Origin of the sequence: Aequorivita marina (assembly GCF_031631895.2) — a bacterium.
Classification (GTDB): Bacteria; Bacteroidota; Bacteroidia; order Flavobacteriales; family Flavobacteriaceae; genus Aequorivita; species Aequorivita marina.
This window is the reverse complement of the sequence record NZ_JAVMBW020000012.1, coordinates 1-15,213: the sequence shown is the minus strand read 5'-3', so window position 1 is coordinate 15,213 and position 15,213 is coordinate 1. Positions and strand designations below refer to the sequence as shown.

10 protein-coding genes are annotated in these 15,213 nt (G+C 36.8%); 7 read left to right on the top strand and 3 right to left on the bottom strand.

Annotated elements, in window-relative coordinates:
- Window positions 1–46: 46 nt before the first annotated feature.
- The 5 genes from QPK98_RS11985 (at window position 47) to QPK98_RS11965 (ending at window position 9,930) form a co-directional block, all read left to right on the top strand.
- Window positions 47–2,530: a TonB-dependent receptor plug domain-containing protein gene (locus QPK98_RS11985; protein ID WP_310993660.1), complete on the top strand. Its 2,484-nt coding sequence runs from the start codon at window positions 47–49 to the stop codon at window positions 2,528–2,530.
- 125 nt (window positions 2,531–2,655) lie between these two features.
- Complete coding sequence (locus tag QPK98_RS11980) at window positions 2,656–3,522, top strand: TolB-like translocation protein (RefSeq protein WP_310993659.1); 867 nt, start codon at window positions 2,656–2,658, stop codon at window positions 3,520–3,522.
- A gap of 470 nt (window positions 3,523–3,992) precedes the next feature.
- On the top strand, window positions 3,993–5,618 hold the full coding sequence (locus QPK98_RS11975; RefSeq protein ID WP_310993657.1) for a M1 family metallopeptidase: 1,626 nt from the start codon (window positions 3,993–3,995) through the stop codon (window positions 5,616–5,618).
- 50 nt (window positions 5,619–5,668) lie between these two features.
- Complete coding sequence (locus QPK98_RS11970; RefSeq protein WP_310993655.1) at window positions 5,669–8,959, top strand: amidohydrolase family protein; 3,291 nt, start codon at window positions 5,669–5,671, stop codon at window positions 8,957–8,959.
- A 305-nt stretch (window positions 8,960–9,264) separates the two neighbouring features.
- Window positions 9,265–9,930, top strand: a complete 666-nt coding sequence (locus tag QPK98_RS11965; RefSeq protein ID WP_310993652.1) for an ATP-binding cassette domain-containing protein — start codon at window positions 9,265–9,267, stop codon at window positions 9,928–9,930.
- A 56-nt stretch (window positions 9,931–9,986) separates the two neighbouring features.
- On the opposite strand, the gene QPK98_RS11960 is transcribed toward QPK98_RS11965, so the two are convergent.
- A complete protein-coding gene (locus tag QPK98_RS11960; RefSeq protein WP_310993649.1) occupies window positions 9,987–10,619 on the bottom strand; it encodes a fasciclin domain-containing protein in 633 nt (210 codons plus the stop codon).
- 193 nt (window positions 10,620–10,812) lie between these two features.
- Here QPK98_RS11960 and QPK98_RS11955 point away from each other — a divergent pair, with 193 nt between their 5' ends.
- Window positions 10,813–11,193, top strand: a complete 381-nt coding sequence (locus QPK98_RS11955; protein WP_310993648.1) for a LysM peptidoglycan-binding domain-containing protein — start codon at window positions 10,813–10,815, stop codon at window positions 11,191–11,193.
- A gap of 70 nt (window positions 11,194–11,263) precedes the next feature.
- On the opposite strand, the gene QPK98_RS11950 is transcribed toward QPK98_RS11955, so the two are convergent.
- Both QPK98_RS11950 and QPK98_RS11945 read right to left on the bottom strand, forming a co-directional pair.
- A complete protein-coding gene (locus QPK98_RS11950; protein WP_310993646.1) occupies window positions 11,264–12,727 on the bottom strand; it encodes a magnesium chelatase in 1,464 nt (487 codons plus the stop codon).
- 61 nt (window positions 12,728–12,788) lie between these two features.
- Window positions 12,789–13,910, bottom strand: coding sequence for a vWA domain-containing protein (locus QPK98_RS11945; protein ID WP_310993645.1), 1,122 nt, complete (start codon window positions 13,908–13,910; stop codon window positions 12,789–12,791).
- Between the two features lie 227 nt (window positions 13,911–14,137).
- Between QPK98_RS11945 and QPK98_RS11940 the strand changes: the two genes are divergently transcribed.
- Complete coding sequence (locus tag QPK98_RS11940; RefSeq protein ID WP_310993644.1) at window positions 14,138–14,803, top strand: hypothetical protein; 666 nt, start codon at window positions 14,138–14,140, stop codon at window positions 14,801–14,803.
- Window positions 14,804–15,213 lie beyond the last annotated feature (410 nt).

The window sequence follows — 15,213 nt, the reverse complement described above, 5'->3', positions numbered from 1 at the left end:
TATTGAAATAATCCTTACATTTATGATTATTCTGACTTTACGGGCCATGAGAAAAATCTTACTTTTAATTATATGCCTTCTATGTCTTGCTTTTACTTTTAACAGTGATTCTGGCCTTAAAACCCTTATTAACAAAAGACTCAACGAATACACCAAAGATAAATACCCCGAAAAAATATACATTCATACAGACAGACCTTATTATACCGCAGGCGAAAGTATTTGGTTTAGCTCCTATTTAGTTAATGGAGTAACTCATGTTTTAAGTGGAAAAAGCAGCGTTGTTTATGTTGAATTGATAAACAGAAAAGACGAAGTACTAATCGAACGCAAGTTGTTTGCAGAAGCTGTAAGCGTTCAAGGAGATTTTAAATTACCTATTGATCTTGAAGATGGCGTTTATACTTTAAGAGCATATACTAACTATATGCGAAATCAATCGAGAGCATATTTTTTCAAGAAAAAAATTCCAGTTTTTGCACTTAATTCAGAACTTTCAGAAAACTTAAATAATCAAGATTCTGAGACATCAGAACAGTCAGCGTTACCAAATATTGGCTTTTATCCCGAAGGTGGATATTTGGTTAATGGACTCATTAGTAAAGTTGCAGTAAAAATTAAAGATGCTAAACTTTCAGCAAGTCCAATTGTTGGAATTATTGAAGATACTGAAGGGAATAAAGTTTCAGATTTTAAAACATTTGAGTTTGGGCTAGGTTTTTTCTATCTAAAGCCAGAATTAGGTAAAGAATATCGTGCAGTAATAAGCTCTGGAGATGAAAATATAACTTATTCCTTACCTAAACCTATTGAAGAAGGTTACGTTATAAACACTTCAACAAACAATAAAGAACTTGTAATAAATGTTGAAACAAATAAAAAAGAAGGCTTAAAAAATGTATTGATTATCGGGCATCAAAGAGGAATACAGGCTTTTGACTATTCGCAGGACATCCAAGAAAACACAATGTTAATAAAGATTCCGAAAAAGGATTTAATTGAAGGTATTTTAGATATCGTAGTTTTCAATAACGATCACAAACCTGTTGCAGAACGATTGGCTTTTATAAAGAAAGAAGAAGAAACCTCAATTTCGGTTAAGAAAACCAATGGAAGTCAAACTACCACACGGGATCGTGTAAACCTGAAGGTTGAAGTAAAGGATAAGGCTGGGAAGCTAGTTCCTAGTACCTTATCAATGTCCGTCACCGATATAAATTTAATTAAATCAAACAACAATGCTGAAAACATTAAAACTTATTTGCTACTTAACTCCGACCTTAGAGGAAAAATAAAATCTCCAAATTACTTTTTTACCGAAGGTAACGAAATTAAAAAAAACGAACAATTAGACTTAATAATGTTAACCCACGGATGGCGCAGATTTACCTGGCAAGAATTTCTTGAGAATAGTTTACCGTTAAAATATAAACCAGAAGATGGCATTTACATAAGTGGCAATACCCAAAGTGCCAAGAGTCCTTTTCAAAATAAGATTAGCGAAACCAAGCTCACTTTAAGAAAAACGGGCTTTTATCAAGAAACGCAAACAACCAGTTCCCGCGGTCATTTCAAATATGGTCCTTTCGTATTTCAAGATACTATTGATGTTTTTTTAGAAGCCGGAAAAGGATTGTTGTCTAAAAAACCAGACCTCGGCAATACAAACATCGTCCTAGACAAGCCAGTTAAAAAACCATCTATAATTCCAGATAGAATACTGAGTCCATTTAAGTTTGAAAGTGAAAATGCAACAATAAAATCTTACAAAAGAAAATCGAGAAATAATGTATTTAGAGATTTTCAATTTGACAAAGACAGAGAAAGACTAGACGAGGTTCAACTTAAGGGAAAAATAAAAAAAAAGGAAGAAATTGCAAAAATAAAGAGAGATAAGAGAACGCGAAGTTTTGAACCTTCGCACCGTGTAATTGTCAGTGAAATGGGCCAAACGGGTGCCGGTGACTTCATGCAGTTATTAATGAATATACCCGGCATTAGAATTGGACGAAAACAAGGTAGAGAAAATCAAACTTCACAAGATTTCGAAGTTAATCTTAGAGGTATGAAGCCTACCTTTTATCTTGATGATGTTGAAGTTAACTTATTAACTGCAAGATCTGTTCACCAAGCAGACATAGATTTTATAGATGTTATGAATACGGGGCACGCATCTGCCGCTTATGGTCTAAAAGCTCAAGGTGTTATAGCAATCTATACAAAACAAGGCTCTAGAAGTACAACAAGTATCACTGACAAAAAACCCGGCTCTATTAGCTTTAAGGCTGAAGGTTTTTATACCGCTCGAGAATTCTACGCACCAGATTATTCATTAGTTGATAGAAATAGAAATAAAATAGACAGTCGCTCTACGCTATATTGGAATCCAATAGTGAAAACGCAAGGATATAAAAATGCCGATGTCACTTTTTATACAAGTGATGAAAAAGGAACTTACCAGATAGAGATTGAAGGTATTACCCATAAAGGGGTTCCCTTTCACGCCACATCTTATCTTGAAGTGGAGTAAAACAACTATTGAAATTAATTGGTTAAAGTCTAGCACGAATAAATAACCAATAAAATATTCGTGTATTTGTGGTTTTCTTTTTTATGGCGCAGAGTTTGCTATTTTTGAAGTAAAATTGAACCCCTATGAAAAAGCTATTTCACCTACTTATTTTTACCATAACATTTTCGGCTATTTCCCAAGAAAACACCGAAGTGTTTGTTTTTGACATTATGCCGTCCTATGCCGGCCTTGAACTTCTTAATGCACGAAATATTTCAAACAACACAGGCTACGACAATCAACCGTCATTTATTTCGAACGAAGCCGTAATTTTTGCCGGAAACAACAATGGGCAGACCGATATTTCAGAATATAATTTAACTTCAGATTTACAGAAATGGGTCAACTCCAAAACTGAAGGCGGCGAATATTCTCCGCAAAAACTTCCTTTAAATAATGATGTAGCTGCCGTTAGGTTAGACAAAGACGGGCTGCAACGTTTGTATAGGTATGATTCTAAAACAGGCAGTTCCGAAGAAATTATACCAGATCTTCAAGTGGCGTATTTTGCATTTTACAATGATAAAAAAATGCTGGCTACCGTATTAAACGGCGATAAATTAGATTTAACAATGATAGATCTGTCTTCAAAAGCCGTTGACACGCTGTTTTACAATGCGGGAAGATCGCTTCAAAAAGTTCCTAAAACAAATGCTATGAGCTATTCCTTGGTAAACGAGGAAGGAAATCTAGATTTATATCTGTTAGACATGGATGTGTATGAAAGTTATTTTGTTACCGATTTACCCATCGGCATCCAAGATTATGTTTGGATTAATGACACGCAAATCCTCGTTGGCAGTGGCAGTAGGCTTTATATGTATGACACCTTAGGTGGTGGAGAATGGAACCATGTGGCTGCTCTTGAAGATTACGGAGTAAAAAATATTTCTAGATTGGCAATTAGCCCCAACGGCAAAATTTTAGCTTTGGTAGCAGAAGAGTTTTAGTTTTAACCTCTAAAAACTACTATTAATTTTAGGTACTATGTTAAATATAGTGGATAGATTAGTTTTTATTAATAAAAATATGTCTAACTGTTAAAATTTCATCATGTAAATATAATTGTTCATTTTTTTTCATTGTCAAAAAAAACGAACCAAAAAAAGGCTAGGCTGAGCAAAACTTTACTAAAAATTTCCCTCGTTGCGGCGCAAACTAAAGGCTCACATTTATTCGTTCAAAATAGTTAATGTTTTAATATCGTTAAGATTAAAATTATCTGATCGGCTGGCGCTAGTTTGCTTAACCCTCCACTCACATCATTTTTTACGTAAACTTTTACTAGGCCAAAAAAGCACTTATAAAATTTTGATCTTTGAAAAAAATTACCCACTTTAAATAACATAGAGCCTAATTTTATCACACTTAAATACGCTTACATTTCTATTTTTGGTATTTTTAGCCAAAATCCCCAACCATGAAAAATCTCTTTCTGCTATTCTTTCTCAGTATCAATTTAGTGAGCTTTTCTCAAGAATTTACCCGTGCCGATACCTTGCGCGGAAGTATTACTCCCGAACGCGCTTGGTGGAATGTGCTGCATTACGATTTAAAGGTAACCCCAAATGCTTCCGAAAAATCTATTGAAGGTAGCAATACTATTACCTATGAGGTTTTGAGACCCTACAACATCATGCAGATTGACCTTCAAAACCCGATGAAGATTGATAAAGTACTTCAGGCTGGAAAAGAATTGCAATACACTTCAGAAGGAAATGCACATTTTGTAAAACTTCAGAAAAAACAAGCTGGCGGTAGCGAAAACGAAATAACCATTTATTTTTCAGGAATTCCGAGAGAAGCCGTTCGTCCGCCGTGGGATGGTGGATTTACATGGAAAAAAGATAGTAACGGAAAGGATTTTATTGCAAACTCCAACCAGGGAATTGGCTCGAGCGTCTGGTGGCCGTTAAAGGATCACCCTTCCGAGGAACCTGATAATGGCGTAACGATTTCCGTAACAACCCCAAAAGATCTAATGGACGTCAGCAATGGTCGTTTAAAAACAGTAACAGAAAACGAAGATTCAAAAACTTGGACTTGGGAGGTGAAAAACCCAATCAATGCGTATGGTGTAAACCTCAGCATTGGCGATTATGTGCATTTTGGTGAAAAATACAATGGCGAAAAAGGAAGCTTAGACATGGATTATTACGTACTTCGTGAAAATGAAGCAAAGGCGAAGGAGCAATTTAAACAAGCCCCAATGATGATGGAAGCTTTTGAATATTGGTTTGGCCCCTACCCTTTTTACGAAGATGGCTACAAGCTTGTTGAAGTGCCCTATTTAGGCATGGAACACCAAAGTAGCGTAACCTATGGCAACAATTTTGAAAATGGATATTTGGGTCGCGATGTCTCTGGCTCTGGCTGGGGAATGAAGTTCGATTTCATCATAATACATGAAAGTGGCCACGAGTGGTTTGCCAATAACATAACCAATAAAGATGTTGCCGATATGTGGATTCATGAAGCCTTCACTAGCTATTCTGAAAATATTTATTTGGATTACCACTTCGGAAAAAAAGCTTCTTCAGAATACGTAATTGGAGTTCGGAACAATATCGTTAACGAAAAACCCATTGTAATTGGTAATTACAACGTCAATCAATCTGGAAGTGGAGATATGTATTACAAAGGTGCGAACATGCTTCATACGCTTCGGCAGTTAATTGCAGATGATGAAAAATGGCGACAAATACTACGCGGTTTAAATAAGGAATTTTACCATCAAAACGTCACTACGGAACAAATTGAAAATTATATCAGTGAAAAAAGTGAAATTGACCTTACCGCATTTTGGAATCAATATTTACGTACTATTATGGTTCCTAAGGTAGAATATTCATTTAATGAAAACGTCTTAAAATTTAGATATACCAATATTGTCAAAAATTTCAAAATGCCTGTCATTGCCATTGTAAACGGGAAAGAGGTATGGATAAAACCTTCTTCTAAATGGAAGACACGTGAATTTAAAGCACCGATTAAATCTTTTGAAATAAAGAAAGATTTTTATGTCACCGAACAAAATATGAATTAATATAAACAGCTATTTTTCTTCAGAAACAACAAATAACACCCCTATCAATTATGAAAATATTACCTACTCTACTCCTTTTTGTGTGTACACTTACACTTACGGCTCAAAAAAAGAATAAAAAAGATAAATCGAAAGAGGAGACCAAATGGGAGGTCGCCAACCCTGGAAAAGATTTCAACTATAAAACACATTCCTTTACCACAGATGAAGGCACTTGGATGAACTTGGACGTAAGCCCCGATGGGCAGACTATAATTTTTGATATGGTTGGCGATATTTACAGTTTACCGATTTCTGGTGGAAAGGCGAAAGTAATCCGTTCAGGAATTCCTTTTGAAATACAACCACGATTTAGCCCCGACGGTTCCAAAATATCTTTTACCAGTGACGCTGGTGGGGGTGACAATATTTGGACTATGAACAGCGATGGAACCGATGCCAAACCTGTAACCAAAGAAAATTTTAGATTGTTAAATAATGCGGTTTGGAGTGCTGATGGCAACTATCTATTGGCTCGCAAACACTTTTCATCTGGAAGAAGTTTGGGCGCTGGTGAAATTTGGCAATACCATATTACCGGCGGTAGCGGATTGCAACTTACAAAACGTAAAAACGACCAACAAGACGTAAATGAACCCTTTGTTTCTCCCGATGGAAAATACGTTTACTACAGTGAAGATATGTACCCAGGGGGTTATTTTCAATACAATAAAGATCCAAATAGTCAGATTTACGTAATAAAACGCTATAATTTTGAAACCGGTAAGACCAAAACAATAACCGGTGGTCCTGGCGGTGCTGCTAGACCAACAATTTCCCGCGATGGTAAAAAACTAGCATTTGTTAAGCGCGTACGTACTAAAAGCGTCTTGTATATACACGATTTGGAAACTGGAAAAGAATGGCCAATTTATGACGCATTAAACAAAGACCAGCAGGAAGCTTGGGCTATTTTTGGCGTTTATCCCAATTTTAGCTGGATGCCAAACAACAAGGAAATTGTTTTTTGGAGCGGCGGGAAAATCAACAAGATCGATATCAATTCATTGGCTGTTACCAACATTCCCTTTACGGCCGATGTAAAAATAGATTTAGCCGAAACCGTTCATTTTAACAACAAGATTGAAACCGAAACTTTCACTCCAAAAATGATTCGGCATGCCGTGACTTCACCAGATGGAAAATATATGGTTTTTAGTGCGCTAGGCCATTTGTATAAAAAGGTATTACCAAACGGGAAACCACAACGATTGACAAATTCTACCAATTTTGAATTTGAACCGGCCTTTTCTCCTAATGGGAAAGAGATCAGTTATGTTACCTGGAGCGATATGGAAAAAGGAGCTATCTATAAAATACCTGCGGTGGGTGGAATTCCAGTAAAACTCACTTCAGAAAAAGGAATTTACAGGATGCCTTCGTATTCACAAGATGGAAAACAGATTGCATTTATGAAGGAATCTGGAAATACAGATCAAGGTTTTACCTTTACAGAAGACAATGGAATTTATATTATGGATGCGTCGGGTAAAAACCAACAATTTGTTACCGAAAAAGGTGCTTACCCTATGTTTAGTAGTGACGACAAGCGATTGTTTCTACAAGTTGGGGGAACTTATTTTGGCCAATTAAAGAAAAAATTGATAAGTGTAAACCGTAATGGGAAAGACGAAAAAACACATATCACTTCAAAATATGCCAACCGACTTATCCCGAGCCCAGATAATAAATGGATTGCGTTTACCAACCTGCACAAGCTTTTTGTAGCACCCTTGGTAATGAATGGCAAAACCATCAACTTAGACAACAATAGCAAGTCTGTTCCGGTTTCTGAACTCGCAAAAGATGCAGGTATTAACGTCCATTGGAGTCCGAATAGTAAAAAAGTAATGTGGACAATGGGCGATGAATATTTCAGTAATGAATTGAAAAACAAATTCATGTTTTTAGAAGGATCTCCTGAAAAAGTTTCCAAGGAAAAACTGGAAGGGATAAAAATAGGATTGACCGCTCCGGTTGATAAGCCTACGGGAAGAATTGCCATTACCAATGCCCGAATCATCACCATGGAAAATGATGAAGTAATTGAAAACGGCACTATTCTAATAAATGAAAATAAAATTGAGGCAGTTGGAGCCACAGGCAAGGTTTCTATCCCTTCTGGAACAACCATTATTGACGGAAAAGGCAAGACTATTATGCCGGGAATGGTTGATGCGCACGCCCACGTAGGCGCGTTTAGATACGGGTTACCATCGCAACAATTCTGGCCGTTTATGGCGAATTTGGCTTTTGGAGTTACCACTTCGCACGATCCATCGGCGAATACTGAAACAGTGTTTACGCTTTCTGAACTTCAAAAAAGCGGTCAATTGGTTGGCCCACGATTGTTTTCTACAGGGTTTATTCTGTACGGTGCCGAAGGAGATTTCAAAGCCGTTATAAACAACTTGGAAGATGCCAGAAGCAGCATAAGAAGAACAAAAGCATTTGGCGCAAAAAGTGTAAAGAGCTACAACCAACCACGAAGAGATCAGCGCCAGCAAATTTTACAGGCTGCTCGCGAATTGGAAATCAATGTTGTACCAGAAGGCGGTTCTACTTTTTATCACAATATTACCCAGGTAATTGATGGCCACACAGGAATTGAACACAACATACCTGTTGCACCTGCTTACAAAGATATCCATGAAGTATGGAGTAAAAGCAATACAGGATACACCCCTACCCTTATTGTAAATTACGGTGGAATGAACGGAGAGGTCTATTTTTACGAAAGGGATAATGTATGGGAAAACGAGAAACTACTCACGTTTACACCGCGGAGTATAGTTGACAGTCGCTCTCGCCATAGAACAAAAGTTCCGGCCGAAGAGTATAACAACGGTCATAAATTGGTGTCCCGCACCGTAAAGAGCTTGCAAGATGCAGGCGTAAAGGTTAATATGGGAGCGCATGGGCAGCTACAAGGCCTAGGAGCCCATTGGGAAACCTGGATGTTGCAACAAGGCGGCATGAGCAACCTGGAAGCTTTAAAAGCAGCAACTATAAACTCGGCTGAGTATATTGGTGCTGGAGATGATATTGGGTCTTTACAAGTTGGAAAACTAGCCGATCTAGTTGTGATGAATAAGAATCCGTTAGAAGATATAGAAAACACCGAAAGCATTGAAATGGTAATGGTAAACGGAAGACTTTTTGACGCTGCAACCATGAACCAAATAGGCAACCACCCAAAGGAGCGTTTGCCTTTTTTCTGGGAAATGGACGGCTATAATCAAGCCTTTCCTTGGCACCAAGAAACAAATGGCTTTATGGATGGTGGTTGTACCTGCCATTAAAAAAATGTAACTTTATAAAATGTACCGAGCCTACTGGCAATTTTACAAAAGCATACTCCCGTTTATTGTGGCTTTCGCTATACTAAGTATACTTTTTGTTGGGCTGGTCTGGGGTTATACCATTTTCACCACAATTAGTTTACTTGTTGGTTTTTATGGATTTAAAGTGTTTTACAAAGGCCAATATTATTTCTATTACAATTTAGGAATCACTAAATGGAAGCTTTTAATTACATCTTTTATAATTAATTTACTTGTCGGAATACCCGTATTTTCAGTTTTATTAATTTTTATTTATTTCATTTTTGGAAAGCTTCAAGTTACATAATGCATCGGTAGGTTTTGGAAAAAATGAAGTTTTAAAGGAGGTCTCTTTTTCACTCGAGACCGAGGAGATTTTGGGGATTTTCGGTAAAAACGGTTGTGGTAAATCTACTTTGCTGAAAATGATTTTCGGAACACTTCATAAGGGAAAACTCAATGCTTCAATTAATGGTGAGTTATACAAACCTTCAAAGAATATCGCGGAAGGAAAAATCGCCTATTTGCCACAACATTCATTTTTGCCTAAAAATATAAAGGTGCGCGATTTAATTCCTATTTATTTTTCAGGTGAAAAAGAACAAGACACTATATTTTATGACGCCTTGATAGCGAAAATCACCAATAAGAAAGTCGGAGAACTTTCAATCGGGCAAGTACGGTATTTTGAAGTTTTATTGATAGGAAACTTAGGCCATCCCTTTTTAATGATGGACGAACCCTTTTCAATGGTTGAACCACTTTATAAATTGAAAATACAAGCTCTATTGCAAAAGCTAAAAGTAAAAAAAGGTATTATAATAACCGATCATTATTATCGCGATGTGCTTTCAATTACCACAAAAAATATTCTCATCAAAGACGGTGTTGGCCATAGCATTAAAAACGTTGAAGACTTACAGAGTTTAGCGTATTTGGGTGAAAATTAAGTATAAAAAAAGCCTCATTTCTGAGGCTTTTAGATTTATTAAAAAGGGAATTAAATTTACTTTTTTGGCATTAAAACCTTATCAATTGTATGGATTACACCATTTGATGCGCCCATATTAGCCTTGGTTACGGTTGCAGAATTCCCTAAACCATCTTTTACTATAACTTTTCCGTTTTTTTCAGTCAAGGTTAAAATCTCGCCATTTAAAGTGGTTACGTCCAATTTACCACCTGCGTCTTTAATTTTTACGAGCACTTCCGATACGTTCATATTTCCTTGAAGTACATGATACTTTAACAGGTTTTGAAGCTGTTTTTTGTTTTCGGGTTTCATTAAATTGTCCAAGTTTGATTTTGGAAGTTTTTCAAAAGCAATATTGGTTGGTGCAAAAACAGTGTATTCGCCTTCAATTTTTAAAGTTTTGGTCAAATCAGCTGCTTGCAATGCTCCCACTAAAGTAGATAAGTCTGAATTATCCATTGCTTTGGCAGCAATAGAATTTGCTTCCATATTTGCCTTTTTCATTCTATGCTCCTCTTCTATTTTTAAAAGGGAATCACGCTCGCGTTGCATACGCATTGCCGCTGCTTCTGTTTGTGCTTCGGTTTCTTTCTTTTTTGAGTCGCTACAGCTAGCAAAAAGCATTGCTATTACTGCCATTGACAATACAAGTGTTCTATACTTCATAAAAGTTGATTTTTTTTGAATCCTTTAAATATACTTGCAACACTGCAAAATACTTACCAATTACACCTAAGTTTTAGTTAAAATAATATTGACAAACGGCAAGCAGACTTCATTTCTTAAAGTTTCCTAAATGTTAAATTTAGTTTTGTTGAAAATTGTATCTTTAGGCCATTAATTTTAATAAAACATAACAATGATCAAGTCAAAATACCAAAGCGTTCTAGATTTAGGAGAAAAATTAAACATCAAGGACGGTGATGTAAAAGAAGAAAACGGCCAGCTTAAAGTTTGGGGCACCGCAAAAAACCAATATGAAAAAAATCAGATTTGGGATGAAATAAAACGTGTTGGAGGCGAAAACCCAACTGATATCATGGCAGATATTAAAGTTGAGGACACTTCAGCTTATGCTCACCACACGGTTGAAAGTGGAGAATCTTTAAGTAAAATTGCAAAACATTATTATGGTGATGCAAACAAATACAACGCTATTTACGAAGCCAACAAAGATAAATTAAAGTCGGCAGATCTAATTCATCCAGGAGATGAGTTAGTGATTCCTAATCTTTCTTAATATCATCTACCTATAATATTAAAACCGTCCTGTAAGCAATTTACAAGACGGTTTTTCTTTTTCTATACATTTACAGCCCACTAATATAGCTACCGTAAATATCTTTAAAGTGAAGCCCATTGCCCAAGCTAAACTTACTGAGTTTATCGTTGGCAGCCAGCCCCCAAAGAATTACTTCTTTTAAAAAATAACGGTCTTCCTTGGCGGTATCAGGTTCATATTTCTCTATCAATTCTTGTAAAGGAAGTATGCTGTCCAATTCTTTTTTATATTCCGCATTGGAGTAAGAATCCAAAAGCTCAAAATCGTTCGCTTCAAAAAACCAGGAAATTATTTCGGAATAAGGGTCTGGGTCGCCTTCTTTGGTAAGCTTCTCTATTTTTGGAAAGCGTTCCTTAAAAGCAGTATTAGCTGCATCGACAATTAGCTGTTGCGCAACTTGATTTACGCCCTCTTGTTCGCCTTCATAAACCAATTCAATTTTCCCGGTGATGGAAGGAATCACTCCAATAAAATCGCCCAATCGGACAGAAGTTTTCTCATCGCCATTCTGCAATGCTCTTCTTTCGGCGGTACTTAAAAGGTTTTCAAAAGCTGTAATACTCAATCTAGCACTCACTCCGCTCTTAGCGTCTATAAAATCATTTTCACGCGCCTCAAAACTAATTTGCTCCAAAACATCTTTGGCGAGATCTGGCACATATACATTTGGTTTTGCCTTAATCGCCTCAGCGGTTTCCTGTTGCGTTATGGCTCGTGCCGTTTTTATATCTTCGGGATAGTGGGTTAAAATCTGCGAACCGATTCTATCTTTCAGTGGCGTTACAATGCTTCCTCGGTTGGTATAGTCTTCAGGATTTGCTGTAAATACAAATTGAACATCCAATGGTAAGCGCACGGCAAAACCTCTAATTTGAACATCACCTTCCTGTAAAATATTAAACAGGGCAACCTGAATTCGGGGCTGAAGATCTGGCAATTCGTTGATTACAAAAATACATCGGTTGCTTCGTGGAATCATCCCAAAATGGATTACCCGGTCATCGGCATAGGTCAATTTTAAATTTGCTGCTTTTATAGGATCTACATCACCAATAATATCTGCTACCGAAACATCTGGGGTAGCAAGTTTTTCTGAAAACCGGGCACTGCGGTGCAACCAATCTATCGGCGTTTCGTCTCCTTTTTCTTTAATCAAGTTCTTGGCATAGCGCGAGATAGGGTTAAACGGATCGTCATTAACTTCACTGCCTTCAACAATGGGGATGTATTCATCTAAAAGCCCCACCATTTGCCGTGCCAATCGTGTTTTTGCCTGCCCACGCAAACCGAGCAAGTTGATATTGTGCTTTGACAGAATTGCACGTTCCAATTCTGGAATTACGCTAAGCTCATAGCCATGAATACCCTCAAACGGGGTCTCCTTCTTCATAATTTTCTGAAGAAGATTTCTACGTAATTCTTCCTTAATTGTTGTTGGTTCGTAGCCCGCATTCTTGAGCTGGCCGAATGTTTTGATTTTTTCTATTTTCATTGTTTATTTTTCTATCAATTTTTAATCACATCCCTGTATAGGGACAGGTCGCGACCTGTCCCTACCGGATTCGTTTTTGCCGATTTGTTTCATAATCACTAAAAATCATCTCACCCAAGCCTTTTAAACCTGTATAAAACGCTTTTCCTTTGTTTGCCGCAGTAAAATGCTCAACAAACTGCATTAAATAAGGGTCTTCAGCAATCATAAAAGTGGTTATGGGTATGTGTAGTTTTCGCGCTTGGGCAGCCATGGCATAGCATTTATTGACAATATAGCTATCTAGGCCGTTGCTGTTTTTATAATAACGTCCATCAGGAAGTTGGATACAACTCGGTTTGCCATCGGTTATCATAAAAATTTGCTTGTTTGTGTTTCGTTTTCTTCGCAATAAATCCATTGCCAATTGAAGTCCGGCAACCGTATTGGTATGAAAGGGCCCCACGTTTAAATAAGGAAGCTCCTTCAACTTTATAGGCCAGGCATCGTTTCCGAAGACTAAAATATCTAAGGTATCTTTTGGGTAGCGCGTGGTAATAAATTCCGATAACGCCATTGCCACTTTTTTTGCGGGCGTAATTCGGTCTTCGCCATAAAGGATCATACTATGGCTTATATCAATCATCAAGACCGTACTCATCTGGGTTTTATACATGGTTTCTTCCACCACCAAATCATTTTCAGATAAAGTGAAATCGCCAATGCCATGATTAATCTGAGCATTTTTAAAACTTTCCGTCATCGAAATCTGTTCCAAGGAATCGCCAAAACGATAGCCTCGAAACTCTCCAGATTGCTCATCTCCTCTACCTGTTTGTTTGGTTCTATGATTTCCAGCTCCACTTTTTCTAAGCTTTCCAAAAATTTGCTCCAAAGCGCGCTTTCTTAAAGCTCGTTCAGTTTTTTCTGTGATAGCAAGACCACTTTTGCCATCCATTTTTATTTCTTCGCGTAGATAACCTTTCTTTTTAAGGTCTTCAACAAAATCGTCTAAGGTGTAATCTTCACTCGTAAGTTTGTATTCCTCATCCAATTGCTTTAACCATTCCATCGCTTCGTCAAAATCGCCCGAAGTATGGGTAATCAATTCCTGAAAAACATCAAAGAGTTTATCAAAAGGAGATTGGTCTTTAGGCGTGTGCTTGGTAAAAACAAATCCACTTTTAGCTACTTTTTTCTTCATATTTTAAATTTAGAGAATTCATTGTTCAAATAAAAGACCTAAAACGTTAAACTACTACCAATAAAAACACCCCAGCTTACTTCAATTAGGTCAAAAACACAAGCTACAACCTTGCTCACCACCCATTAATACACTCATTAACAGTTTGTTAATTCGTTTTAACATCATTATTCGCTAACTTTATAATGTTGTAAGCAACTATTATCTACTAATTTAAACTACACATTATGTCAGAAATTAAAATTAACAAGCGAAAAACCTTCTGGCCATGGATTCTTGTCATCTTGATCTTCCTCGCCGCTATTTTCTTTTTTAGGAATTACAATAACAACAATTCTCAAACAGAAAAGGATTTATTTGAAACGGATTCTATATCGCAAAAAACTGAAAGCAAAACCATGGCAAATGGAGTTAAAGGTGCTCCACTCTACTCTGGTAGTTACGGAACTATCCAGAAAGAACAAACAATTTCCGATTACTTAAACTTTGTTGAAAGCGATATAGACGCTAAAACTAATGACGATTATTATCGTTCGGCCTTTTTTAAGCTCATTACAGCTACAAAACGTATTTCGGAAATTAAAAACCTTAGTGTAACTGACGATATCGCCGCTGCAATGAAAAGTGCGGAAAAGCTAACCAATGTCCCACCAGCAAATCAAAAGGCGAACCATATAAAAATGGCTTCAGAAAAAATTTCAAATGCACTCCGGGATATTCAACAGGAAAATTATCCTAATTATTTAAAAGAAATGAATGCAGTTGCAACTGCTTCAGATAATATCAGCCCGCGAGGAACGATTGCTGACGATAAGGAAAACATAGACACATATTTTGATGTTACCGCTGTTCTACTTCAGAAAATGTTCCATCATGAAGAAGAAAACCAATAAGCTATTCATCTAAATAAAAAACAAAAACAGCAAGCCCACGCATAACACTGTAATTGCAAGTGTTTTAAACACTAAAAAGTGAGCTAGTTAATCCGTTTTACATTTAGTTACTATCCATCCACTTAGGTTCCGAAAAGTTTTCAATACGAGATGCCTAGATCTATAAGGTATCTTTAAACAAGTGTATGCTAAAGTTTTTCTGCTATTTTTACATCTGATATCAATCCTGTCCTAAATATTTAACCTGTTCATTTTTTCCATTGATGAAAAAACGAACCAAACCCCGATAGCCATCGGGGCTAGGCTTACGAAATTTTCTCTAAATTTTTTGTTCGTCCCCTAAATTTTAGGAACTCGCCTTTAAATCCAGTGCTTTGATGACTATCTTTGCTGGCTCAAACAGCCTAAAA

What these genes read in the sequence shown, in the direction of transcription:
- QPK98_RS11985 (WP_310993660.1), top strand. Translation starts at nt 47, where the DNA reads ATGAGAAAAATCTTACTTTTAATTATATGCCTTCTATGTCTTGCTTTT.
- QPK98_RS11980 (WP_310993659.1), top strand. Translation starts at nt 2,656, where the DNA reads ATGAAAAAGCTATTTCACCTACTTATTTTTACCATAACATTTTCGGCT.
- QPK98_RS11975 (WP_310993657.1), top strand. Translation starts at nt 3,993, where the DNA reads ATGAAAAATCTCTTTCTGCTATTCTTTCTCAGTATCAATTTAGTGAGC.
- QPK98_RS11970 (WP_310993655.1), top strand. Translation starts at nt 5,669, where the DNA reads ATGAAAATATTACCTACTCTACTCCTTTTTGTGTGTACACTTACACTT.
- QPK98_RS11960 (WP_310993649.1), bottom strand. Translation starts at nt 10,619, where the DNA reads ATGAAGTATAGAACACTTGTATTGTCAATGGCAGTAATAGCAATGCTT.
- QPK98_RS11955 (WP_310993648.1), top strand. Translation starts at nt 10,813, where the DNA reads ATGATCAAGTCAAAATACCAAAGCGTTCTAGATTTAGGAGAAAAATTA.
- QPK98_RS11950 (WP_310993646.1), bottom strand. Translation starts at nt 12,727, where the DNA reads ATGAAAATAGAAAAAATCAAAACATTCGGCCAGCTCAAGAATGCGGGC.
- QPK98_RS11945 (WP_310993645.1), bottom strand. Translation starts at nt 13,910, where the DNA reads ATGAAGAAAAAAGTAGCTAAAAGTGGATTTGTTTTTACCAAGCACACG.
- QPK98_RS11940 (WP_310993644.1), top strand. Translation starts at nt 14,138, where the DNA reads ATGTCAGAAATTAAAATTAACAAGCGAAAAACCTTCTGGCCATGGATT.